At 66.5% G+C, this 23,334-nt stretch carries 17 protein-coding genes; 14 read left to right on the top strand and 3 right to left on the bottom strand.

From position 1 onward, the window contains the following. Positions 1-15: 15 nt before the first annotated feature. A complete protein-coding gene (locus ASD15_RS25265) occupies positions 16-1,290 on the bottom strand; it encodes an ABC transporter substrate-binding protein (RefSeq protein ID WP_082552142.1) in 1,275 nt (424 codons plus the stop codon). Positions 1,291-1,621: 331 nt separating this feature from the next. On the opposite strand from ASD15_RS25265, the gene ASD15_RS25260 reads away from it, so the two are divergent. The 6 genes from ASD15_RS25260 to ASD15_RS25235 all read left to right on the top strand — a co-directional run bounded on the left by ASD15_RS25260 (position 1,622) and on the right by ASD15_RS25235 (position 9,151). Beyond that, positions 1,622-2,890: a carbohydrate porin gene (locus ASD15_RS25260; RefSeq protein ID WP_307188307.1), complete on the top strand. Its 1,269-nt coding sequence runs from the start codon at positions 1,622-1,624 to the stop codon at positions 2,888-2,890. Positions 2,891-2,933: 43 nt separating this feature from the next. Then, positions 2,934-4,184, top strand: a complete 1,251-nt coding sequence (locus ASD15_RS25255; protein WP_057157808.1) for an ABC transporter substrate-binding protein — start codon at positions 2,934-2,936, stop codon at positions 4,182-4,184. Positions 4,185-4,270: 86 nt separating this feature from the next. Next, the gene (locus ASD15_RS25250; protein WP_082552141.1) at positions 4,271-5,269 is read left to right on the top strand and encodes a carbohydrate ABC transporter permease; all 999 of its coding nucleotides are present in this window, start codon (positions 4,271-4,273) and stop codon (positions 5,267-5,269) included. A 40-nt stretch (positions 5,270-5,309) separates the two neighbouring features. Further along, positions 5,310-6,137, top strand: coding sequence for a carbohydrate ABC transporter permease (locus ASD15_RS25245; RefSeq protein WP_373888203.1), 828 nt, complete (start codon positions 5,310-5,312; stop codon positions 6,135-6,137). 10 nt (positions 6,138-6,147) lie between these two features. Continuing rightward, on the top strand, positions 6,148-7,287 hold the full coding sequence (locus ASD15_RS25240) for an ABC transporter ATP-binding protein (RefSeq protein ID WP_057157807.1): 1,140 nt from the start codon (positions 6,148-6,150) through the stop codon (positions 7,285-7,287). Positions 7,288-7,501: 214 nt separating this feature from the next. After that, entirely contained in the window at positions 7,502-9,151 is a 1,650-nt protein-coding gene (locus tag ASD15_RS25235; protein ID WP_057157806.1) for an Ig-like domain-containing protein, read from the top strand. 4 nt (positions 9,152-9,155) lie between these two features. On the opposite strand, the gene ASD15_RS25230 is transcribed toward ASD15_RS25235, so the two are convergent. After that, positions 9,156-10,169 (bottom strand): aldo/keto reductase, encoded by a 1,014-nt coding sequence (locus tag ASD15_RS25230; protein ID WP_057157805.1) that lies wholly within the window; start codon positions 10,167-10,169, stop codon positions 9,156-9,158. A gap of 98 nt (positions 10,170-10,267) precedes the next feature. Between ASD15_RS25230 and ASD15_RS25225 the strand changes: the two genes are divergently transcribed. Beyond that, complete coding sequence (locus tag ASD15_RS25225) at positions 10,268-11,164, top strand: LysR substrate-binding domain-containing protein (RefSeq protein WP_057157804.1); 897 nt, start codon at positions 10,268-10,270, stop codon at positions 11,162-11,164. A gap of 123 nt (positions 11,165-11,287) precedes the next feature. Beyond that, the gene (locus ASD15_RS25220) at positions 11,288-12,742 is read left to right on the top strand and encodes a c-type cytochrome (RefSeq protein WP_057157803.1); all 1,455 of its coding nucleotides are present in this window, start codon (positions 11,288-11,290) and stop codon (positions 12,740-12,742) included. A 6-nt stretch (positions 12,743-12,748) separates the two neighbouring features. On the opposite strand, the gene ASD15_RS25215 is transcribed toward ASD15_RS25220, so the two are convergent. Then, a complete protein-coding gene (locus ASD15_RS25215) occupies positions 12,749-13,099 on the bottom strand; it encodes a cytochrome c family protein (RefSeq protein WP_373888202.1) in 351 nt (116 codons plus the stop codon). Positions 13,100-13,216: 117 nt separating this feature from the next. On the opposite strand from ASD15_RS25215, the gene hisC reads away from it, so the two are divergent. From hisC to ASD15_RS25185, 6 genes are all read left to right on the top strand, one after another. Continuing rightward, positions 13,217-14,275 (top strand): histidinol-phosphate transaminase, encoded by a 1,059-nt coding sequence (gene hisC, locus ASD15_RS25210; protein WP_057157802.1) that lies wholly within the window; start codon positions 13,217-13,219, stop codon positions 14,273-14,275. 262 nt (positions 14,276-14,537) lie between these two features. Then, positions 14,538-15,815 (top strand): dicarboxylate/amino acid:cation symporter, encoded by a 1,278-nt coding sequence (locus ASD15_RS25205; protein ID WP_057157801.1) that lies wholly within the window; start codon positions 14,538-14,540, stop codon positions 15,813-15,815. 29 nt (positions 15,816-15,844) lie between these two features. Beyond that, the gene (locus ASD15_RS25200) at positions 15,845-16,933 is read left to right on the top strand and encodes a porin (RefSeq protein WP_057157800.1); all 1,089 of its coding nucleotides are present in this window, start codon (positions 15,845-15,847) and stop codon (positions 16,931-16,933) included. Between the two features lie 57 nt (positions 16,934-16,990). After that, on the top strand, positions 16,991-18,853 hold the full coding sequence (locus ASD15_RS25195) for an ATP-binding protein (RefSeq protein ID WP_057157799.1): 1,863 nt from the start codon (positions 16,991-16,993) through the stop codon (positions 18,851-18,853). Next, a complete protein-coding gene (locus ASD15_RS25190) occupies positions 18,850-20,205 on the top strand; it encodes a sigma-54 dependent transcriptional regulator (protein WP_307188306.1) in 1,356 nt (451 codons plus the stop codon). The genes ASD15_RS25195 and ASD15_RS25190 overlap by 4 nt, the downstream gene beginning before the upstream one ends. A gap of 126 nt (positions 20,206-20,331) precedes the next feature. Beyond that, entirely contained in the window at positions 20,332-23,334 is a 3,003-nt protein-coding gene (locus ASD15_RS25185; protein WP_057157798.1) for a response regulator, read from the top strand.

Genomic DNA, 23,334 nt, shown 5'->3' with positions numbered 1-23,334 from the left:
GGAATCTGTCTCGGTCTATCTGGTCTTGGTAAAGGTGCGGGCGATGGTGCCCAGCCTGCGCTGGGTGTCGGCCACACTCACATTATCGTCCAGGAAGTAGCGGTGCACCTCCGCCACGATGGCGTCGCGCACGATCTCCTCGGTGGCCATGCGGTGCACCAGGCTGGGCACCAGCGCATCCGTGCCGCTGGTAAACAGCTTCCACGAGGCGCGCGCGCAGCTGTCCATCTTGGACAGCAGCGGATTGCGCAGCACCGGGATGGAGCCCTTGATCTGGTTGTAGTCGTTCTGCAGCGCGGGAGACATGATCAGCGCGGCCAGTTTCTCCTGCGCCGGCCGGTGCGATTCGCGCGTGGCCAGCATACCCAGCGTGTCGATGTTGTACAGGTGGTAGCTGGCCGTGCCCGGGGCGGCGGCACAGCCGAAACCCTCCTCCACCGTCAAGCCGCGCGACACCAGCTCGCCCTTGGCCCAGTCGCCCATCACCATGAAGGCGGCGCGGCCGTCGGCCAGCTCGCGCACGCCCTCCTCCCAGCTGCGCTCGGCGATCGGGCTGCCCATCCATTTCTTCAGGCTGCGCAGGCGCTGCAGCGCGGTCGCCAGGCGCGGGTCGGTGTAGGCGGCGGCGCTGCGGCGCTGGAACAGCTCGCGGTGGAACTCGGCGCCTTCGGCCAGCACCAGCGCCTCGAACAAGGTAGTCACCTGCCACGGCTCGCTGCTTTGCGCCAGCGGCACCACGCCGGCCTGGTGCAGCCTGGCGGCGGCCTGCTCGAACTGGGTCCAGGTTTCCGGCACCGCCAGGTGCAGGCGCGCCAGCAGCTTGCGGTTGTAGAACAGGGTATTCATGCGGTGGATGCCGACCGGCGCCGCGTACACATGGCCGTCCGACTTGATGGCGTCGGCCACGGTCGGCAGCAGCTGCTTGTCCCACTTGCCGGCGGCGGCCACCGCGTCCAGGTCCAGCAACAGGTCGAGCCGGGCCCAGTCGCGGATCACGATGCCGTTTACCTGCGCCACCTCGGGCGCGTCCTTGGCCAGCATGCGGCTGCGCAGCACGATGCCGGCGCCGGCGCCCGAGCCGCTGGGCACCATGCTGTCGCGCCAGCCGATATCGGCCTCGGCCTCCAGGCGCGCCGCGATCAGGTCGACCGCCTTGCGCTCGCTGGCGGACTTCCACCAGTGCAGCACCTGCAGCGACTCGGCATGGACGCCGCAGGACGCGGCAAAGCCCGCCACGCTCAAGAGCAGGCAGGCGGCAAGGCGCAGCTTGTGGAAGGCGGTCTCCGTCATGTTTTTTGAAGCCATTCTGGGGATGGCATTTTGTGTGGACAGACTATAACCCAAAGCATTCTTGAAACGATGGTAAGGATGCACAGCATTTTGCAAGAAAGCGTATGGATTTATTGCAAAGTGTTGCAGCCGCTGCGGCGCAGCATGCTGGGGCTTTGTAAAGTTATGTTAGCGCAGGCCTGGTCGCCACAGGCCTGTTTTTCATAAAAATCAACCACTTAAGTAGACCATGGCGCCCGCGCCGGCGCTTGCTGGAATCACATTCCGGCCGATGCTACTGTCCGTTCCGGTAGCAAAAACACATAACAAATCCATACCGGAGACCAACCTTATGATGAACCGATTCATCCGCCGTTCCCTGCCCGCCGCCATCGCGATGGCCCTGTCCTGCGGCGCCGCCATCGCCGGCGACCACGAAACCGAAGGCTTCCACGGCTATGTGCGCGCCGGCGGCGGCACCAGCAACCACGGCGGCACCCAGACCTGCTACGGCCTGGGCGGCATCACCATGGCCTACCGCCTCGGCAACGAGTGCGACAGCTTCACGGAACTGGGCTACACCCAGCAGTTGGCCAAGGCCGCCAACGGCGCCACCTTTGTCGGCACCTTCTGGGCCGACGCCTACAAGAACAGCTCCGACTTCGGCGACGCCAAGCTGGGCGTATCCAAGGCCTATATCGAAGCGAAGAACCTGCCGTTCATGAATGGCGGCATCGTCTGGGTCGGCAAGCGCCACTACTACCGTCCCGACATCCACATGCTCGATATGCAGTACATCAACATGAACGGCAACGGCGGCGGCATCGACGGCTATCCGCTGGGCGCCGGCAAGATCAGCTACGCGGTGTTCAAGGACAACGACTTCAACACCACCGATCCGGCCACCGGCAAGGTGATCGACTCGCCTTCCGCGCTGCGCCAGAACCTCGTCTACGAGGGCCTGCCGGTCAACACCAACGGCACGCTGGACTTCGCCGCCACCTTCATCTCGGCCCAGGGACAAGACAAGAGCACGCACGACGGCTGGCAAATGTCGGTGTTCCACCGCCAGGCCAAGGTCTTCGGCGGCGGCAACACCTTCGGCGTGCAGTACGGCGTCGGCCCCGGCACCGGCATCAACGGCCCGTGCTGCGCGCGCATCGGGCCGTCGGGCAGCACCCTGCTCGGCTCGGACTACACCCGCCTGCGCGTGTTCAACGATGTGGTGATCCAGCCCACGCGCGACTTCAGCATGGAGTTCGTGGCCCTGTACCAGCGCGACAAGAACGGCAAGGACGGCGCCACCACCTGGACCACCGTCGGCACGCGCCCGGTGTATGCCTTCGCCGAGAACTTCAAGCTGCAGGCCGAGCTGGGCGTGACGCAGCTCAAGTCCGACAAGGAACCCGGCACCCAGCGCCTGACCAAGCTGACCATCGCGCCGACCATCAGCCTGGCGCGCGACTACTGGGCGCGTCCCGAACTGCGCCTGTTCGTCAGCTACGGCAAGTGGAACGACGCGGCGGGCAAGTCGGTCAACGCCTTCAATAACTCCGGCGCGGTGTACGGCAGCGACACCAGCGGCGTTTCCTACGGCATCCACATGGAAGCCTGGTGGTAAGCGCGGCGCCAAATACTTTTCTCATACATCAGGAGACACGAACATGAAACTGCAACCCCTGGCGCTGAGCGCCGTCGCATTCGCCGCAGCCATCGCATCGGCAGCCCACGCTGCCCCGCAAGTTGAAGTGCTGCACTACTGGACCTCGGGCGGCGAAGCCAAGTCCGCCGCTGAACTGAAGAAGATCATGGAATCGAAAGGCGTGGCGTGGAAAGACTTCGCCGTGGCCGGCGGCGGCGGCGAAAACGCCATGACCGCCCTGAAGGCGCGCGTGATGGCGGGCAGTGCGCCCACCGCCGCCCAGATCAAGGGCCCGTCGATCCAGGAATGGGGCCAGGAAGGCACCCTGGCCAATATCGACGCGGCGGCAACCGAAGGCAAGTGGGAAACCCTGCTGCCGCCGGTGGTCACCAATGTGATGAAGTACAAGGGCCACTTCGTGGCGGTGCCGGTCAACGTGCACCGCGTGAACTGGCTGTACGTGAACCCGGCCGTGCTGGCCAAGGCCGGCGCCAAGGCGCCCACCAACTTCGCCGAGTTCTTCGACGCGGCCGACAAGATCAAGAAGGCCGGCCTGGTGGCCGTGGCCCACGGCGGCCAGCCGTGGCAGGACGCCACCGTGTTCGAGTCCGTGGTGCTGGGCGTGGGCGGCGCGGACTTCTACAAGAAGTCCCTGGTGCAGCTGGACCAGGCCAGCCTGACCAGCCCCACCATGATCAAGGCCTTCGAGACGCTGGCGCGCATCAAGACCTATATCGACAAGGACGCGGCGGGCCGCGACTGGAACCTGGCCACCGCCATGGTCATCAACGGCAAGGCCGGCATGCAGTTCATGGGCGACTGGGCCAAGGGCGAGTTCACCGCCGCCGGCAAGGTGCCGGGCAAGGACTTCCTGTGCCTGGCCGCGCCGGGCACCGACAAGGCTTTCACCTTCAATATCGATTCGCTGGCCATGTTCAAGGTGAAAAGCGCGGACGACCAGAAGGCCCAGCTGACCCTGGCCAACGCCGTGATGAGCCCCGAGTTCCAGGAAGTGTTCAACCTGAACAAGGGTTCGATCCCGGTGCGCGCCGGTGTCTCGCGCACCAAGTTCGACAGCTGCGCCACCAGGTCGATGGATGACCTGGCCGCCACCAGCAAGGGCAATGCGCTGGTGCCGTCGCTGGCGCACGGCATGGCCGTCGACAGTGCCAAGGCCGGCGCCATCCAGGACGTGATCGCCAAATTCATGAACTCGAACATGACGCCGCAAGCCGCCGCGCAAGCGCTGGCCAAGGCAGCCAAGACCATGTAAGCAGCCGTACCGAGGCAGCGCAACACCGCAGGGCGGGCGACGTCCCGCCCTGCGGATTCCGCCTCACGCTCTGGAGAACCCGCATCATGTCAGCAAAACCTTTATCCGCAGTCCCCTCTGCGCCGCCGCCCGCGCCCCGCGCGTCCGCCAAACCCGCCGCCGCCAACGACAGCACCGCCAGGCATCCCCGCGCCGGCAGCAGCCGCTTCGGCGCCCTGGCCGACGCCTGGCTGCCGCGCCTGGTGCTGTCGCCCACCATCATCGCTTCGCTGGTCTTCGTGTACGGCTTCATCGGCCTCACCGCCTGGCTGTCGCTGACCGAGTCGCGCATGATGCCCAACTTCGAGTACGCCGGCTTCGGCCAGTACGAGCGCCTGTTCGAGATCGAACGCTGGTGGGTTTCGGCCAGCAACCTCGGCATATTCGGCGGCCTGTTCATCCTGTTCTGCCTGGCCATCGGCCTGACCATGGCCATCCTGCTGGACCAGCGCATCCGCCACGAAGGCGCGCTGCGCGCCATCTACCTGTACCCGATGGCGCTGTCTTTCATCGTCACCGGCGCGGCCTGGAAATGGATACTGAACCCCGGCCTGGGCCTGGAAAAGATGCTGCACGACTGGGGCTTCAGCAACTTCACCTTCGACTGGCTGGTCAACTCCGACATGGCCATCTACACCGTCGTCATCGCCGGCGTGTGGCAGTCGTCCGGCTTCGTCATGGCCCTGTTCCTGGCCGGCCTGCGCAGCGTGGACGACAGCATCATCAAGGCCGCGCAGGTGGACGGCGCCAGCCTGCCCACCATCTACCGCCGCATCGTGATCCCCTCGCTGCGCCCGGTATTCTTCAGCGTGCTGCTGGTGCTGGCCCACATCGCCATCAAGAGCTTCGACCTGGTGATGGCACTGACCGCCGGCGGCCCCGGCACCTCGTCCGACGTGCCGGCCATCTTCATGTACCAGTTCTCGTTCACGCGCGGCCAGCTGGGCCTGGGCGCCGCCTCGGCCATGATGATGCTGGCCACGGTGATGGCCGTGCTGGTGCCGCTGATGTATCTCGAAACGAAAGGAGCGCGCCATGGCCGCTGACCTGAACCACGACGGCGGCCGCATCACGGCCGGCCGCCTGATGCTTTACGCCTTATTGGTGCTGGTGGCGCTGTACTACCTGGCGCCGCTGTACGTGATGCTGACCACCTCCGTGAAAACACTGGACCAGATCCGCGACGGCAACCTGCTCGACTTCCCGCTCGCGCCCACCACCGCCGCCTGGAGCAAAGCCTGGTCTGAAGCCTGCACCGGCGTGCGCTGCGAGGGCCTGGCGCCCTACTTCTGGAATTCGATGCAGATGGCGATACCGGCCGTGCTGATCTCCAGCCTGATCGGATCGCTGAACGGCTACGTGCTGGCGCACTGGCGCTTCCCCGGCCACAACGTGGTGTTCACCGCGCTGATGGTGGGCTGCTTCATCCCCTTCCAGGTGGTGATCCTGCCGATGGCGCGCCTGCTGGGCATGGCCGAGCTGGCCAACACCACCAGCGGACTGATCGTGGTGCACATCATTTACGGCATCGCCTTCACCACGCTGTTCTTCCGCAACTATTACGTGACCGTGCCGGAAGAACTGGTAAACGCCGCGCGCATCGACGGCGCCGGCTTCTTCATGATCTACCGCCGCATCATCTTCCCGCTGTCGCTGCCCATTTTCATGGTGTGCTTCATCTGGCAGTTCACGCAGATCTGGAACGACTTCCTGTTCGGCGTAGTGTTCGGCGGCTCCGACGCACAGCCGGTGACGGTGGCGCTGAACAACCTGGTCAACACTTCCACCGGCGTGACCGAATATAACGTGAACATGGCGGCGGCCATCATTGCCGCGCTGCCGACACTGCTGATCTACCTGGTCGCAGGCAAATATTTCGTGCGCGGCCTCACCGCCGGCGCCGTCAAAGGTTAAGGAGACTCTCATGGCAAGCTTATCAATCCGCAATGTGCGCAAGGTGTATCCGAACGGCGCCGAAATCCTCAAGGGCATCGACCTCGACATCGAGGACGGCCAGTTCCTGATCCTGGTGGGCGGCTCCGGCTGCGGCAAGTCCACCCTGCTGAACATGATCGCCGGACTGGAAACCATTTCGCAGGGCGAGATCCGCATCGGCGAGCGCGTGGTCAACAAGGTGCCGCCCAAGGAGCGCGACATCGCCATGGTGTTCCAGTCCTATGCGCTCTACCCCACCATGACGGTGCGCGAGAACATCTCTTTCGGCCTGGGTATCCGCAAGGTGCCGAAGGCCGAGCAGGAAGCGATCGTCAAGCGCGTGGCCGAAACGCTGCAGATGACCCACCTGCTGGACCGCAAGCCGGCCATGCTGTCCGGCGGCCAGCGCCAGCGCGTGGCCATGGGGCGCGCCATCGCGCGCGATCCCTCGCTGTTCCTGTTCGACGAACCGCTGTCCAACCTGGACGCCAAGCTGCGCGTGGAAATGCGCGCCGAGATCAAGCTGCTGCACCAGCGCCTGGGCGCCACCATCGTCTACGTGACGCACGACCAGATCGAAGCGATGACCTTGGGCGACCGCATCGCCGTCATGCGCGACGGCGTGGTGCAGCAATTCGGCAGCCCGCAGGAAATCTATGACCAGCCGGACAATCTGTACGTGGCCGGCTTTATCGGCTCGCCGTCGATGAATTTCCTGCGCGGCAAACTGGTGCAGCACGGCGCCGGCGCAGCCTTCGCTTTGGAGCACCACGGCGTGACCACCCTGCTGCCGCTGCCTGCCCACCACGCCGCCGCCGGCCACTTCGGCGCCTGGCAGGGCCGCGAGCTGATACTCGGCATCCGCCCCGAGCACGTGACCGACGCGCTCAGTGCGCGCCGCGCCGAAACGCCGGAAGGCTACCACCCGATGGAAGTGGCCTGCACCATCGAGATGACCGAGCCCACCGGCCCGGACACGCTGGCCTTCGCCTGGTTCAACGGCGTGCGCGCCACTTGCCGCACCCATCCGCGCGCCGGCGCCGAGCCCGGCGCGCGCATTGCGCTGGCGTTCGACCTGTCGAAAGCCATCCTGTTCGACCCGGCTTCCGAGCAACGCCTGGGCAAGTAATTCCGCTTTACCGCTGCTCCCTCTTTTGACCGGCATGCGCCGGTCTTTTTTTGCCTGCCGCCAGCGTTTTCAAAGTTGAACGAAGTGTTGCCCGGTGCGAATTAGCAATCCGAAAATGAGTGCACACTCACCCGCCGCACGATTGAATTTGCTGTTGACCTCAGTGCCTTGCATCGGAATACTGACCAGCCCGATTACTCCAAGGCATTGTGACATGGCAACCGTTTCCGAAGTCCGCAGCACCACCCTCTCCGGCCTGAACCACATCGACGCACTCCTGGATAACTTGCCGAACTGGAACTACCTTACGTCCGGCGGCAACAACCTCTACTACAGCTTTTCCACTGCCGCCGGTCTCGAATCCGGCAACGCTTCCTTGCTGAGCGCCCCACAAAGTTTCAGCGCGGCACAGCAGAGCGCTACGCGCAGCGCGCTGAACTACATCTCGCAGCTGACCGGCATCAAGTTCACGGAGACCGCCGACGGCAACGCGGCCCAGGTCCACTTCGCCAACGCCAACATCAGCGGCTCGAGCACGACCGGCCTGGACAGCTCGCGCTACAGCTACTCCTACGACGGCAACAACGTGGTGACCCGCTTCACGGCTTCCACCTGGGTCTACCTGGACAACGCCGAATGGGCCGGCATGAACGCCAACCTGACGCCCGGCACGCAAGGCTACGAAACGCTGCTGCACGAACTGGGCCACGCCATGGGCTTGAAGCACTCGTTCGACGGCACCATCCGCCTGCCGGCCGCCACCGACAACACCGCCTACACGCTGATGTCCTACACCCACAGCGGCGGCGTGCATTCCACGTTCGGAGCGTACGATATCGCCGCGCTGAAATGGCTGTACGGCGGCGACGGCCTGGGCGGCGCGCTGGGCGTCAATTCCACCGGCGGCGGACGCTACTTCACCGGCACCAGCCTGGCCGACACGCTGACCGGCACAGCCGCCAACGACATGCTGGAAGGCGGCGCCGGCAACGACACCCTGAACGGCGGCGCCGGCATCGACACCGCTTTCTACAACGGCCTGCGCAGCGCGTATACCGTCCAGCAAGTAAGCGCGTCCGCCTGGAGCGTGGTGGGCGCGCAGGGCAGCGATATGCTGAGCAATATCGAACAGCTGCGCTTTAGCGACGGCACTGTCGCCATCGCCCCATCCGGCCCGGTGACGCCGCCGCCGGACACCAGCGCGCCGAACCAGCCGACGCTGGTGTTTACCAAGGACGGCTGGGCCGCCGCCAGCGGCAACCACCCGACCTTCAGCGGCGTGGCCGAGGCCGGCGCCAAGGTGGAAATCTTCAACGGCACCACCAGCATGGGCGTGGGCACGGCGGCGGCCAACGGCGCCTGGAGCATCACGCCCGTGGCGGTCGGCAACGGCAACTACCACGTCACGGCCAAGGCCACCGACGCGGCCGGCAATGTGTCGGCAGCTTCGACGGCGCAGGACTTCACCGTGCTGAGCGCGCGCAACGTGACCGGCACGGCGGGCAACGACAGCCTGAAGGCGCTCATCGCCAACAACTACATCGACGGCGGCGACGGCTTCGACACCGTGGTCTACGCCGGCGTGCGCGCCAACTACACGGTGGGCAAGACGGCCTATGGCTACAAGGTGACCGACGTGGCCGGCACCGGCGGCGGCAGCGACTTGCTGGTGCGCGATGAGCGCATCCAGTTCGCCGACATGATCATGACGCTGGATAACAGCGGCATCATCGTGCAGTCCGCCAGCGCGGCGGCGGAGTTCAACGGGACCGCGCTGGACGTGGCTGCCGTGCCGGCGCCGGAGCACGAGATCCAGCTGATCGGCCGCCATGCGCACGCGGCCGAGCACGCGCACTTCGCCTGATGCGCTAGGCTCCGAACGGCAGCGGTGCATCGGGCGCCACCAGCTGTTCGGCGCGCAGCGCGTGCCAGAACTCGGCGGGGATCTTCTCGGCCAGCGCCGCCGCATCTTCCGCGATGCGCTCCGGACGGCTGGCGCCGGGAATAACGGCCGCCACCGCCGGATTGGCCAGCGAGAACTGCAGCGCCGCCGCCTTGATGCTGACGCCGAAGCGCTGCGCCAGCGCCTTCAGGCGCGCCACCCTGGCCAGGATGTCTGGCGACGCCTGCTGATACTCGAAGGTCTGCCCTCCGGCCAGCACGCCGGAGCTGTACGGACCGCCCACCACGATCCCGGCGCCGTGCTGCAGCGCCATCGGCATCACACGCTGCAAGGCGCTGGCGTGGTCCAGCAAGGTGTAGCGGCCAGCCAGCAGGAAGCCGTCCGGCTTCGGTTCATCCAGCGCCAGCGTCAACTCGATCGGCTCGACGCGGTTCACGCCCAGCCCCCAGCCCTTGATGACACCCTCGTCCTTCAGTCGCGACAGCGCGCGGAAGGCGCCGGTGCGGGCGCTTTCGAAATGCATCAGCCATTCATCGCCGAAGAAGTCCTGCGCCACGTCATGTACCCAGACGATGTCGAGGCGGTCGGTCTTCAGGCGCTGCAAGCTGCCTTCGATGGAGCGCAGCGTGGCGTCGGCCGAATAATCGTTGACGATCTTGTTGCGCAAGCCATGTTCGAACAGTCCGCCCTTCTCGCCGAAACTGCGCTGGGCCGGGTCCTCCAGCTCGTCCAGGATCACGCGTCCCACCTTGGTGCTCAGCACATATTCCTCGCGCGGGCGCTTGCCCAGCGCCTCGCCCAGGCGGATCTCCGCCAGGCCTGCGCCGTACAGCGGCGCCGCGTCGAAGAAACGCACGCCGTGCTCCCAGGCCGCGTCCACGGTGGCCAGCGCCTCCGCTTCCGGAATGTTGCGGAACATATTGCCCAATGGCGCGGTGCCGAAACCGAGTTGGCCCGGCAGCTTATCTTTAAGACTCATTGCATTTCCTTTCGAGTAGTTGGTGAGGAAATCTTAGCTTGCCAGGTTAATGCAGTCCAAGACATAATTTGCACAACTTAAGTCTCTACGGGTCTAATATGCTGGACATCCGCCAACTGAACTATTTCGTCGCCGTGGCTGAAGAGGAGCACGTGGGGCGGGCTGCGGAGCGGCTGCACATTTCCCAGTCCCCGCTCAGCCGGCAAATCGCCCAGCTGGAAGAGCGGCTGGGACTAATCCTATTCGAACGCAGCCAGCAGCGCATCCGCCTAACGGCCGATGGCAGGACCTTCCTGGCTGAAACGCGCGCCTTCCTCACCCATGGGCAGCGGCTGGAATCGCTGGGCCGCAGGCTGGGCCGGGGCGACGAGGGCGGGCTCTGCATAGGTTACGTCGAGCATGCCATGCACTCGGGCGTGCTGCCGGCCGCCCTGCGCGAAATCCGCAGCACGCGGCCGTCGGTGCATGTGGCGCTGTACAGCCAGCAATCGTCCGACCAGCTGGAAGGCCTGCGCCAGCGCAGCCTGGACGTGGCGCTGGTATGCGCGCCACCGCAGGCCGACGATGCCGAGCTGGACCGCGTGCAAGTGCTCAGCGACTCCATGCTGCTGGCCCTGCCAGCCAGCCATCCGCTGGCGCGGCCCGACGCGCTGCGGCAGGCGCTGCAGGTGGCCGACCTGCGCAGCCAGGAATGGATCGCCATCCAGCACAAGGATGGCGCGCTGGAGCAGGACCAGTTGGCCATCACGTGCGCCAAGGCGGGCTTCACGCCCGACGTGCGCATGCAGGCGCCTGAACCGGCCACGGCGCTGGGCCTGGTGGCGGCTGGCTTGGGCATCGCCATGATCCAGCAAAGCTTGCGCCACCAGGCGCCGCCCGGCGTGGTGCTGCGCGAGGTGCCGTGGTTCGAGTACCGCACGCCGCTGTGGGTGGCCTGGCACCGCGTGACGCTGCGTCCGCTGGTGGATGTCTTCCGCCAAATACTGGTGGCCTAGCATCCCGGCTGGCCATGGCAGTCCCCTTCCGCGCTGTGACGGCGCAGCACGAAAAAAGTTCGCTGCGGAGGGGCTGGATGGCGGTAAGATGCGCGGGTCCCTACAACAACATTTCTACTTGCCATGAACAAGTTCTTAACACTGCGCCTGGCCGGCTTGCTGTGCCTGTCCGCGCTGGCGCCGCTGGCCGCCCACGCCGCCGTCAACGCCGGCGAAAAGCTGTACCAGGCGCATTGCGCGGCCTGCCACGGCGTGCAGCTGCAGGGGGCCACCGGTCCCAGCCTGATCGACCAGGTGTGGCTGCACGGCGCGCCGACCAAGGCCAACCTGATCACCGTGATCAGCAAGGGCGTGGCCGACAAAGGCATGCCGCCATGGTCGCCCACCCTGAGCGCGGCGCAGATCGCGCAACTGGCGGACTACGTGGCGCAAGGCGCCCGCACCGGCGGCAAAGCGGCCGCGCCGACTGCGTCCGCCGCCAGCGCGGCCAGCACAGCCACGGCGGCGCCCAAGGCCGCCCCCGCCGACAAGACCGCCGCCATCCTGGGCGGCCTGAAGCTGCCGAAAGGCTTCCGCATCGCCGTGTACGCCGACAAGGTGGAAACGGCGCGCTCGATGGCCGTGTCCGACAGCGGCATAGTCTATGTCGGCTCGCGCAAGGCCGGCAAGGTGTACGCGCTGGTGGATGCCGACAAGGACGGCGTGGCCGAGAAAGTGGTCACCGTCGCCGCAGGCCTGCAGAACCCGATTGGCGTCACGCTGCTGAACGGCGCGCTGTACGTGGCCGAAATATCGCGCATCATCCGCTTCGACAATATCGACGCCAGCTACGCCGCCCAGCCCGCCTACAAAGTGGTGAAAGCGGACCTGCCGAAAGAAACCTGGCATGGCGAGAAGTTCATCAAGACCGGACCGGACGGCAAGATCTACGTGCCGATCGGCGCGCCCTGCAACACCTGCAACAAGGAAGACCAGCCCTACTCCAAGATCTGGCGCATGAACGCGGACGGCAGCAACTTCGAGGAGTACGCGCGCGGCATCCGCAACACCGTCGGCTTCACCTGGCACCCGCAGACCAGGGAAATGTGGTTTACCGATAACGGCCCGGACATGATGGGCGACAACGCGCCGTCGTGCGAGTTGAACGTGGCGCCCAAGGCCGGCCTGCATTTCGGCTTCCCTTACTGCCACGGCGGCGTGCTGCCCGATCCCGAATTCGGCAAGACGCAGGCTTGCGAGCAATTCGTGGCCCCGGTCGCCAAGCTGGGCCCGCACGTGGCGCCGCTGGGCCTGGGCTTCTACACCGGTACCCAGTTCCCGCAGCAGTACCGCAACAACCTGTTCATCGCCGAACACGGTTCGTGGAACCGCGACAACAAGATCGGCTACAAGGTCAGCCTGGTGACGCTGTACAACAGCAAAGTGGTGAGCACCACCACCTTCATCGACGGCTTCCTGCGCGACGGCGACGAAGTCGTGGGCCGTCCGGTCGACATCGCGGTGCTGGCCGACGGCTCCATGCTGGTGTCCGACGACCATGGCGGCCGCATCTTCCGCGTCACCTACGCCGGAAAATAGCCGCCGCTAGCGCTGCGTGCGCAGGTAGGCCACCAGGTTGGCGATCTGCCGCTCGTCCCCGATACCCCAGAAACGCATCTGGTTATCGGGGACCACTTCGCTGGGCGACTTCAGGAACGCCGCCAGCTTCTGCTCGGTCCACACAATGCCGGACTGCTTCATGGCCGGCGAATAGCGGTAGTCCGCCGTCGCTCCCGCCTTGCGCCCCACGATCCCGTTCAGCTGCGGCCCGAAGGCCCCGCGCGCGGCAGGCCCCACCTGGTGGCACGACGCGCAGCGCTTGAACGCCACCTTCCCCGCCGCCGCATCGCCCGGCTGCACAGTCCCCTGCGCCGCCGCCATGGCGGGCAGCAGCATGCACAGCAACCAGCGCGTCACTCTGTTTTGTCCCATTTTATGCTCCGCATGACAGCCGGCCGAATGGCGGTCCGTCAAGATCGGCTATAGTATAGATCGTGTATCAAAGGAGAAGTAATGAGCCGTTTCTGGAGTGATGTCGTCCACCGCCTGATACCCTATACGCCGGGCGAACAGGTGCAAATGCCAGGCTTGATCAAGCTGAACACCAACGAAAATCCATATGGCCCGTCGCCGCAGGCGGTGGCCGCGATGCAGGCCGCTGCCGGCGATGGCCTGCGCAAGTATTCGGACCCGTCGAACGCCGCGGTGAAAGATGCCGTGGCCCGGCGCTTCGGGTTGAAGCGAGAACAGGTGTTTGTCGGCAATAGCTCGGACGAAGTGCTGGCACACACCTTCCAGGCGCTGCTCAAACACGACAAGCCGCTGCTCAGCCCCGACATCAGCTACAGCTTCTATCCGACCTATTGCAGCCTGTACGGCATCGAGCAGGTACGGGTGCCGCTGAACCAGCGCTTCGAAATCGATATCGACGATTACGCCCAGCCATGCGGCGCGATCATCATCGCCAATCCGAACGCACCGACCGGCATTGCGCTGCCGCTGGAGAAAATTGAAGCACTGGCCGCTGCGCATCGGGACCAGGTGGTGGTGATAGACGAAGCCTACGTGGACTTCGGTGCGCAAAGCGCCGTGACGCTGCTGGACCGCTACCCTCATTTGCTTGTCATCCAGACCCTGTCGAAGTCGCGCTCGCTGGCGGGCCTGCGGGTCGGCTTTGCAGCAGGCCATCCCGATTTGATCGCGGGTATGGAACGCGTGAAGAACAGCTTCAATTGCTACCCGCTGGGCCAGGTGCAGCAAGCCGGCGCCGTGGCAGCGCTCGACGACCAGGCCCATACGGAGCGGACCTCGCGCGCCATCGTTGCCAGCCGCAGCTGGCTGACGACGCAGATGCAGGCGCTGGGCTTTGAAGTGCTGCCCTCGCACGCCAACTTCATTTTCGCCCGCCATCCGCAGCGCGACGCCGCCATGCTGGCCGCCGCCTTGCGTGAGCGCGCCATCCTGGTACGCCACTTCAAGCAGGCGCGCATCGACCAGTTCCTGCGCATCACCATCGGCACTGACGCGGAATGCGCGGCGCTGGTCAGTGCATTGAAGCTGATTCTGGCCTGACGCCCAGCCGGACCAGCCAGCAGAGCCGGCGTGGCCGCCAACGGCGGCGGCGCCGGCCCATCCAACAATTCAGACGCAAGCCGCCCAAGCCGTCCAAACATCGGGACGAGAAGCTTGCGTAGCGGCATTATTACGCTACCCACCACCTTATAAATCAATCACTTACCGGCAATTCCGTCCATGAAAACGGCAGGCACACCGCTTGCTAAAGAGGCAGGACTCCGCCTTCCGCGCGGGGACCTGACTACAAACGGAGACCGGTATGCAAAAGAAGCGCCCCCTCACCCTCTACATCCTGATTGCGATGCTGCTCGGCATCGCCGTCGGCTATGCCTGTCACACGGTGTTCCCTGACAAGAAGCTCACCGCCGACATTTCCGCCCACATCTCCCTGGTGACCGACATCTTCCTGCGCCTGATCAAGATGATCATCGCACTGCTGGTGTTCTCCACCCTCACCGTCGGCATCGCCAACCTGAGCGACGGCAAGGCCGCCGGCCGCATCGGCGCCAAGGCTTTCGCCTGGTTCATCGTCGCCTCGCTGTGCTCGCTCGCACTGGGCATGATCCTGTCGAACCTGATGCAGCTGGGCACCAACCTCGGCCTGCCGCTGCCCGCCATCGACGCCAGCACCGGCCTGAAGACCTCGGCCTTCACGCTGAAGGACTTCATCAGCCACGTGGTGCCGAAGTCGCCGATCGAGGCCATGGCCAACAACGAGATCCTGCAAGTGCTGGTGTTCTCCATCTTCTTCGGTTCCGCACTGGGCGCGCTGGGCGATTCCGGCAAGCGCCTGCTGGCCGTGATCGACGAGCTGGCGCAAGTGATGCTGCGCATTACCGGCGCCATCATGAACCTGGCCCCGCTGGCCGTGTTCGCCGCCATGGCGTCGGTGGTCACCACCAACGGCCTGGGCATCCTGGCCACGTTCGCCAAGTTCATGGGCGGTTTCTACCTGGGCCTGTTCTGCCTGTGGGCGCTGCTGATCGGCGCCGGTTTCGCCGTGCTCGGTCCGCGCGTGTTCCGCCTGGTCGGCCTGATCCGCGAACCTTTCCTGCTGGCTTTCTCCACCGCCAGTTCCGAAGCGGCCTACCCGAAACTGCTGGTGGCGCTGGACAAGTTCGGCGTGCAGCGCCGCATCTCCAGCTTCGTGCTGCCGATGGGCTATTCCTTCAACCTGGACGGCTCGATGATGTACTGCACCTTCGCCGTGCTGTTCATCGCGCAAGCTTACGGCATCGACCTGTCGGTCGGCACCCAGATCACCATGCTGCTGCTGTTGATGCTGACCTCCAAGGGCATGGCCGGCGTGCCGCGCGCCTCGCTGGTGGTCATCGCCGCCACCTTGACCCAGTTCAACATTCCGGAAGCCGGCCTGCTGCTGCTGATGGGCGTGGACCAGTTCCTCGACATGGGCCGCTCGGCCACCAACGCCGTCGGCAACGCCGTCGCCACCGCCGTGGTGGCGAAGTGGGAAGGCGCGCTGGGCGACGAAGAAAAAGACAAAACGGACGAGCACGCCTACGTGCGCGCCGCATAACTAAAACCATCGCAATCAAAGGAGACCTTATGAAATACAGCGTTACCACTTCCCTGCTGGCCCTGGCCTGCTGCACCGCGCAAGCGCAATCGGCCATCAAGGTGTACGGCGTGGCCGATGCCGGCCTGGTGATCGAGCGCGGCGGCGACGGCGCCACCACCAAGGTCGGCAGCGGCCTGGCTTCCGGCTCGCGCCTCGGCTTCAAGGGCACCGAAGACCTGGGCAACGGGCTGTCGGCCGGCTTCGTGCTGGAAAGCGGCGTCAGCATCGACACCGGCGCGTCCGGCCAGGGCGGGCTGACTTTCGGCCGCCAGTCCTATGTGTCGCTGGGCAGCACCACGCTCGGCACCATCAGCGCCGGCCGCCAGTATTCGCCCTACTACAAGGTGCTGCGCGACGTGGCCGACCCGTTCGGCGACGGCCTGGCCGGCCAGGCCGCCAACCTGATGGTGCCCAATGCACGCATGGACAACGCGGTGGTGTACGCCACGCCGGCGCTGGCCGGCTGGTCCGCCAACCTCGCCTACGGCGCCGGCGAAGTGGCCGGCAACAGCACCCGCAAGCGCACGCTGAGCGGCGCCGTCAGCTACAGCGCCGGCCCGCTGGCCGTGTCGCTGGCGCACCACCGCCGCGAAGACGCGCTGGCCAGCACCCACTCGCGCAACAGCATGCTGGCTGCCCGCTACACGCTGGGCGCCTACCAGCTGCACGCCGCCTATGCCGCCAACCGCGGCATGGGCACGGTGGGCGGCAGCGTGCTGGGCACGGTCGTCACCGGCACCGGCGTGACCACGCTGGCCGGCTCGGGCACGTCGGCGGCGGGCCCGGTGGGCGCGCCCGGCGCGGCCAGCCGCGACCTGCTGCTGGGCCTGTGCGCCACCTTCGGCCCGCACAGCTTCGCCGGCTCGGTGGTGCAGCACGCCGACCGCAGCGCCGCCGACAAGGACGCGCGCCAGTACGGCGTGGCCTATCTGTACGCGCTGTCCAAGCGCACCGACGTGTACACCGCCTACGCCCGCATCCGCAACACCAACGGCGCCGCCTTCACGGTGGGCAACGCCAGCGATGACGGCAAGGGCCACAGCGCCATCAATATCGGCCTGCGCCACCTGCTGTAAGGCCGGGCGAACCGCGCGCGCCGGTGCGGGCGCGCAGGTTTGCTATAGTGGCGCCTGATGCTAGCCCAGTCCGACCCTACCGTTGCCGCCCAGGCGCACATGCGCCGGCCCCATCACGTCCGCACGGTGTGGGGCCTGGTGCTGCTGGCCGGCCTGGCCCTGCCCTACCTGGCCTACTGGTGGGTAAACCTGGTCACCACCGACCGCCTGCGCGCAGCCGGTGCGCAGCGGCTGGAGGTGTACGCCACCAGCCTGGAAAACCTGCTCGACAAGTACGACCTGGTGCCGCGCATGCTGGAGCTGGAAAAGGACGTGGTGGCCCTGCTGGAAAAGCCCGGCGACGAGGACTTGCGCAACAGCGTCAACGAATACCTGGAAGGCCTGAACCACAAGGCCGGCTCCAGCAATATCTACATCGTCAACCTGCAGGGCCGCACGCAGGCGGCCAGCAATTGGCGCAGCAAGGACAGCTTTGTCGGCGACGACGTCAACTTCCGGCCCTATATCCGCAACGCGCTGCGCGGCCAGCCCGGCGGCTTCTACGGCGTGGGCACCACCAGCCTGGAGCCGGGCTACTTCTACGCGCACGGCATCTACAAGGACGGCCGCATGCTGGGCGTGGCCGCCATCAAGGTCAGCATCGAAAGCCAGCAGCTGAGCTGGGCACAGGGCGCCGACAAGGTGGCGCTGGTGGACCCGAACGGCGTGCTCTTCCTCAGTTCGGCCTCGGCCTGGAAATTCAAGACCCTGCGGCCGCTGCCGGCCAGCGTGCGCGCCGAGCTGGAGCAGACGCGCCAGTACCATGAGCAGGCGCTGCCCGCGCTCACGCTGGCGCACGACGAGCCGCTGTCGAACGGCACCCGCCTGCTGGCCATCCGCGACAGCAACAACGGCCTGGCCAACGCCCCGCCGCGCATGCTGGCGCAAACCCGCTCGCTGGCGCCGCGCGACTGGACCTTCGTCTACCTGTCCGACCTGAGCGCGGCGCGCGGCAACGCCCGCGTGGCCTTCCTGTTCGCGCTGCTGGCCTACGGCTTCCTGGTGCTGCTGTTCCTGTACTGGCGCCAGCGCGTGCAGTCCAAGGAAGACATGCAGCACGCGTACGGCAACCTGGAGCGCATGGTGGACGAGCGCACCGCCAGCCTGGCCCGCATGACGCAGGACTTGAGCAAGGAAGTGGACGTGCGGCGCCAGGCCGAACAGCAGCTGCACATCACGCAAAACGAGCTGTTCCAGGCCGGCAAGATGGCGGTGCTGGGGCAGATGTCGGCCAGCATCACGCACGAGCTGAACCAGCCGCTGACGGCGCTGCGCACCATGTCCGACAACGCGGTGCTGCTGTTCGAGCGCGGCCGCATGGAGGACGTGCGCAACAACCTGAAAACCATTTCCCAGGTGGTGGCGCGGATGGGCACCATCACCGGCAAGCTGAAGAGCTTCGCCCGCAAGTCCAACGCCGAGCTGGCGGCGGTGTCCATCCACACCTCGATTTCCAACGCCATGGTGCTGGTGGAGCGCCGCCTGCAGCTGGACAAGGTCGGCTTCCAGCTGAACATTGACCAGGCCGACATTTACGCGCTGTGCGACAGCAACCGGCTCGAGCAGGTGCTGCTGAACCTGATGACCAATGCGCTCGACTCGATGGCAGGCTGCCCGGTGCGCCAGCTGCGGCTGGATGTGAACAGCACGCCGGAGCGGGTGTTCATCCGGGTCGCGGACAGCGGCCCCGGCCTGAGCGAAGAAGCGCGCCAGCGCCTGTTCGAACCGTTTTACACCTCCAAGCCGCAAGGCGAGGGGCTCGGCCTGGGCCTGGCCATTTCAGAACAAATCATCCGCGACTTCGGCGGCAGCTTACGGGCGGAACAGGCCAGTGCCGGCGCCTGCTTCGTCATCGAACTCAAAGCGGCACAGGAGACATGATGGATACCATGCCGCAGGGCGACACGCCGATCAACGACATCCAGGTCCTCCTGGTGGAGGACGACCCCACCGTGCGCGCCGGCAGCGCGCAGGCGCTGGACCTGGCCGGCTTCCTCGTGCACAGCTACGACAGCGCCGAGCCGGTGGCCAAGCTGCTGCAGCCGCACTGTGCGGCGGTGCTGGTGAGCGACGTGCGCTTGCCCGGCATGAGCGGGCTGGAACTGCTGGCCGCAGCGCGCGCCATCGACGCCGACCTGCCGGTGATCCTGGTCACCGGCCACGGCGACATCGCGATGGCGGTGCAGGCCATGCACGACGGCGCCTACGACTTCATTGAAAAGCCCTACTCCTCCGAGCAGTTGGCCGAGGTGGTGCGGCGCGCAGCCGACAAGCGCCGCCTGCAGCTGGAAGTACGCACGCTGCGCCAGCGCCTGGCGCACAGCGCCGGCATCGACGCTTATCTGCTGGGCAATGCCCCTGCCATGCAGGCGTTGCGGCAGGTGATCCTGGACGTGGCCGGCCAGCCGGCCGATGTGCTGATCTACGGCGAAACCGGCACCGGCAAGGAACTGGTGGCGCGCTGCCTGCACCAGTTCAGCGAGCGCGGCAAGCACCAGTACGTGCCGGTCAATTGCGGCGCCATCCCGGAAACCATCTTCGAGAGCGAGCTGTTCGGCCACGAGGCGGGCGCGTTCACCGGCGCGGCCAAGCGCCAGATCGGCAAAATCGAGCACGCCTCGCGCGGCACGCTGTTCCTGGACGAGATCGAGAGCCTGCCGCTGGCCATGCAGGTCAAGCTGCTGCGCGTGCTGCAGGAACGCTGCATCCAGCGCCTGGGCTCGAATACCCCGGTGCCGCTCGACGTGCGCGTGATCGCGGCCTCGAAGGAAGACCTGAAGGACTATTCGGACCAGGGCAAGTTCCGTCCCGACCTGTACTACCGGCTGAACCTGATCGTGCTGCACATTCCGCCGCTGCGCGAGCGCCGCGAAGACATCCCGCTGCTGTTCGAGCATTTCATGCAGGACGCGGCGGCGCGCTACAAGCGTGCCTGCCCGGTGGTGCCCGCCGCACAGATGCAGCAGCTGATGGCGCAGGACTGGCCCGGCAACGTGCGCGAATTGCGCAACGCGGCCGACCGCTTCGTGCTGGGCTTGTCCGCCCGCGCCGAGGCCGCGCCGCCGGCGCCGCTGGCCGACCAGGTCAGCGCATTCGAACGCATGCTGATCGAGCAGGCGCTGCGCGCGGCCGGCGGCAGCGTGGCCGAAGCCTGCGCCGCGCTGGGCCTGCCGAAGCAGACCATGTACCACAAGATGCAGAAATACGGCCTGGCGGCCGAGGATTACCGCTGACAGCGCTGAAAAGGGGGCCGAAGGTGGGCTAAGCCCGGGGCAAAGCGCTCAACATTAGATATAAATCAAGGTGTCGGATTTCCTGGCAGTTATATTTTTCCTAACGGAAATTGCCAGGACCGGCATATGTTCAGCTTCGAACGCTCCGGCCTGAGCCGGAAACTCACCTTGATCAGCGCGCTGTCGACCGGCGGCGCGCTCTTGCTGGCGTTCGCCGTGTTCGCCACCACCCACGTCATGAGCCAGCTCGAGCAGGAACGGCGCCAGCTGTACGCACTGGCCGGCAGCCTGGCCGCCGGCAGCGACATCGCGCTGCTGTATGTTGATCCAGCGCAAGGCGAGCAGGCGCTGGCCCAAGCCAGCTTCGAGGGCCGCGACGACATCCGCCAGGTGGCGCTGTTCGACCGCGACGGCAGGCTGCTGTCGCGCATCAGTCCGCGCCATGAGCGGCTGCCGCCGCCAGACCTGGCGCCGGGCACGCTGGCCGCACTGGGCAAGGCCGGCGCGTATGAACTGAGCGGCCCGCTGTGGGCGCCGGGCCTGCGCCAGTTCCGCGGCGTGCATTTCCAGCACGACCAGGTGGGCGCCGTGATGGTGGAGGCCGGGCTGCCGCGCATGTGGCGCGATGTGCTGCAAAACCTGGCGGCGGGCGCGGCCGCGGCACTGCTGTCGTCCTGCGTGGCGCTGTTGCTGGCGCGCCGCTTCCGCGACAACATTGCCGAGCCGATCGCCAACCTGATCGCCGCCGCGCGCCAGACGGCCGACGGCCAGCCTGGCGCGCCGGTGCTGCACGCGCGCAGCGACGAGCTGGGCGCCCTGATCGACAGCTTCAACGACATGCTGGTGCAGGTCGCCAGCCGCGACGCCAAGCTGGCGCAGTACCGCGACCAGCTGGAACGCCAGGTGGGGGTGCGCACCGAGCAGCTGGAAAAAGCCAAGAATGCGGCCGAGGCGGCCAGCCGGGCCAAGAGCAATTTCCTGGCCACCATGAGCCACGAAATCCGCACGCCGATGAATGGCGTGCTGGGCATGACGGAGCTATTGCTGGCCTCGCCGCTCACGGCACAGCAGCGCCACTACACCAGCATGGTCAAGCGATCCGGCGAGCACTTATTGTTCATCATCAACGACATTCTGGATTTCTCCAAGATCGAGGCCGGCAAGCTGACGGTGGAGTACATCCACTTCAATTTCCGCGAGCTGCTGGACGACATCGACAATGTGTTTTCGCCGCAGGCGCAGGCCAAGCGCATCCTGCTGGAGTTCATCATCGCCAACGACATCCCGGTGGCCATTTGCGGCGATCCGAACCGGCTGCGCCAGGTGCTGTTCAACTTGCTGGGCAACGCCATCAAGTTCACCGAGACCGGCAAGATCACGGTCAAGGTGCACGTTGCCAGCGAGGATGCGCAAGCGGTCGGCCTGCGCTTCGAGGTGCACGACAGCGGCATCGGCGTCGCGCGCGAAGCGCGCGCCCGCATTTTCGATTCCTTCTCGCAAGCGGACGGATCGACCACCCGCAAGCACGGCGGTACCGGCCTGGGACTGGCGATCTCCAAACAACTGGTGGAACTGATGGGCGGCACTATCGGCGTTGACCATGCTCTAACGCAAGGCTCGATCTTTTGGTTCGCCGTACAGTTCGACAAGCGCCGCGTCGAGGCAGACGATGCGTCGTTCGAGCACAACTTGACTTTGGGGATGCGGGCCTTGATCGTCGATCATCACAGCGAGCGCCGGATGCTGCTGGAACGCCAGCTGGCGCGCTGGCAGCTGCACTGCGACAGCGCCGCCGGCGCGGAGGCGGCGCTGCGCATGCTGCACGAGGCGGCTGCGCGCGGCCACCCGTACGACGTGGCGCTGCTGGACATGGACCAGCGCCTGGGCAGCGGCCTGATGCTGGCGGCCGAGATCAAGGCCGATCCGGCCATCGCCGCCGTGCGCCTGCTGCTGCTGAGCGACGAGCGCAACGCGGCCGACACGCGCCAGCGGCGCGAGGCGGGCGTGGCGTTCCAGCTCATCAAGCCGCCCCGCGCCTGCGACCTGTACGACTGCGTCGTGTCGCCTGCGCGCGGCGGCAGCAGCGCGGGCGGCAGCGCCAGCCAGGCGGGCCGGTCGGCCGGGCCGGCGCCCACGGCTGGCGTCACGGCGCAGGCCGCGCGCCGCACTGCTGCCGCGGCCGCGTCCGCCGCCCCCCCTGCCGCGCCGCTGTCCCCCGCGCCCGGCGCCGGCAGGCCGCGCGCGCGGCAGCGCAACCGGGTCCTGCTGGCGGAAGACAACCCGGTCAACGTGGAAGTGGCATCGGCCATGCTGCACGAGCTGGGCCTGGACGTCAGCCTGGCGACCAACGGCGCCGAAGCGCTCGACGCGGTGCGTGAAAACCAGTTCGACCTGGTGCTGATGGACTGCCAGATGCCGGTGATGGACGGCATGGCGGCCACGGCCGAGATCCGCCGCCGCGAGCAGCAGCGCGGCGCGGCGCAGCACCTGCCGGTGGTGGCCATCACCGCCAACGCCATGCCGGGCGACCGCGAAACCTGCCTGGCGGCCGGCATGGACGACTACCTGAGCAAGCCCTTCACGCAGCAAGGCCTTGGCGCCACCCTGGCGCATTGGATCGCCCTGCCCCTGGCCGCCACGCTGGCGCGCGACGCCGCCAGCCACGCCGGCGACGGCGACGGCGAGGAGCCCGGTACCCCTATGCTGGCTGGCGATCCGGCCGGCGCCGCCGCGGCAGCGGCGCCGGCAACCATCAATGCGCAAGCGCTGGACTATATCCGCGCCCTGCGCCCCGGCCAGGGCGGCGCGTTGCTCCAGCGCGTGCTGCAAGCCTTCCTGGCCGACACGCCGCGCCACCTGGCGGCACTGCGCGTGGCGCTGCAAGCGGGCGCGGATGGCGCCGGGGACATATCCGAGGGCAGCGCCGAGCTCCTGCGCCGCACCGCCCACAGCCTGAAATCGAGCAGCGCCAACGTCGGGGCCGACGCCCTGGCGGCGCTGTGCAAGGAACTTGAACACCTGGCCAGCGCCGGCCTCCCCGATGGCGCCCTGCCCCTGCTCTCCGGCATGGAGCGGGAATTCGACGCAGTGCGGCAATCGCTCCGCGCCATCCTAGAGAAGGAAGCATGA

Source organism: Massilia sp. Root351 (assembly GCF_001425045.1).
GTDB lineage: Bacteria > Pseudomonadota > Gammaproteobacteria > Burkholderiales > Burkholderiaceae_D > Rugamonas.
Note: the sequence above shows the minus strand (reverse complement) of the source record. Positions and strands in the feature narration are given on the sequence as shown.

Coding starts and splice junctions, on each gene's coding strand:
- ASD15_RS25225 (WP_057157804.1), top strand. CDS start 10,268: ATGCTGGACATCCGCCAACTGAACTATTTCGTCGCCGTGGCTGAAGAG.
- ASD15_RS25230 (WP_057157805.1), bottom strand. CDS start 10,169: ATGAGTCTTAAAGATAAGCTGCCGGGCCAACTCGGTTTCGGCACCGCG.
- ASD15_RS25220 (WP_057157803.1), top strand. CDS start 11,288: ATGAACAAGTTCTTAACACTGCGCCTGGCCGGCTTGCTGTGCCTGTCC.
- hisC (WP_057157802.1), top strand. CDS start 13,217: ATGAGCCGTTTCTGGAGTGATGTCGTCCACCGCCTGATACCCTATACG.
- ASD15_RS25215 (WP_373888202.1), bottom strand. CDS start 13,099: ATGCTGCTGCCCGCCATGGCGGCGGCGCAGGGGACTGTGCAGCCGGGC.
- ASD15_RS25185 (WP_057157798.1), top strand. CDS start 20,332: ATGTTCAGCTTCGAACGCTCCGGCCTGAGCCGGAAACTCACCTTGATC.
- ASD15_RS25240 (WP_057157807.1), top strand. CDS start 6,148: ATGGCAAGCTTATCAATCCGCAATGTGCGCAAGGTGTATCCGAACGGC.
- ASD15_RS25255 (WP_057157808.1), top strand. CDS start 2,934: ATGAAACTGCAACCCCTGGCGCTGAGCGCCGTCGCATTCGCCGCAGCC.
- ASD15_RS25190 (WP_307188306.1), top strand. CDS start 18,850: ATGATGGATACCATGCCGCAGGGCGACACGCCGATCAACGACATCCAG.
- ASD15_RS25250 (WP_082552141.1), top strand. CDS start 4,271: ATGTCAGCAAAACCTTTATCCGCAGTCCCCTCTGCGCCGCCGCCCGCG.
- ASD15_RS25260 (WP_307188307.1), top strand. CDS start 1,622: ATGATGAACCGATTCATCCGCCGTTCCCTGCCCGCCGCCATCGCGATG.
- ASD15_RS25265 (WP_082552142.1), bottom strand. CDS start 1,290: ATGACGGAGACCGCCTTCCACAAGCTGCGCCTTGCCGCCTGCCTGCTC.
- ASD15_RS25200 (WP_057157800.1), top strand. CDS start 15,845: ATGAAATACAGCGTTACCACTTCCCTGCTGGCCCTGGCCTGCTGCACC.
- ASD15_RS25205 (WP_057157801.1), top strand. CDS start 14,538: ATGCAAAAGAAGCGCCCCCTCACCCTCTACATCCTGATTGCGATGCTG.
- ASD15_RS25235 (WP_057157806.1), top strand. CDS start 7,502: ATGGCAACCGTTTCCGAAGTCCGCAGCACCACCCTCTCCGGCCTGAAC.
- ASD15_RS25195 (WP_057157799.1), top strand. CDS start 16,991: ATGCTAGCCCAGTCCGACCCTACCGTTGCCGCCCAGGCGCACATGCGC.
- ASD15_RS25245 (WP_373888203.1), top strand. CDS start 5,310: ATGCTTTACGCCTTATTGGTGCTGGTGGCGCTGTACTACCTGGCGCCG.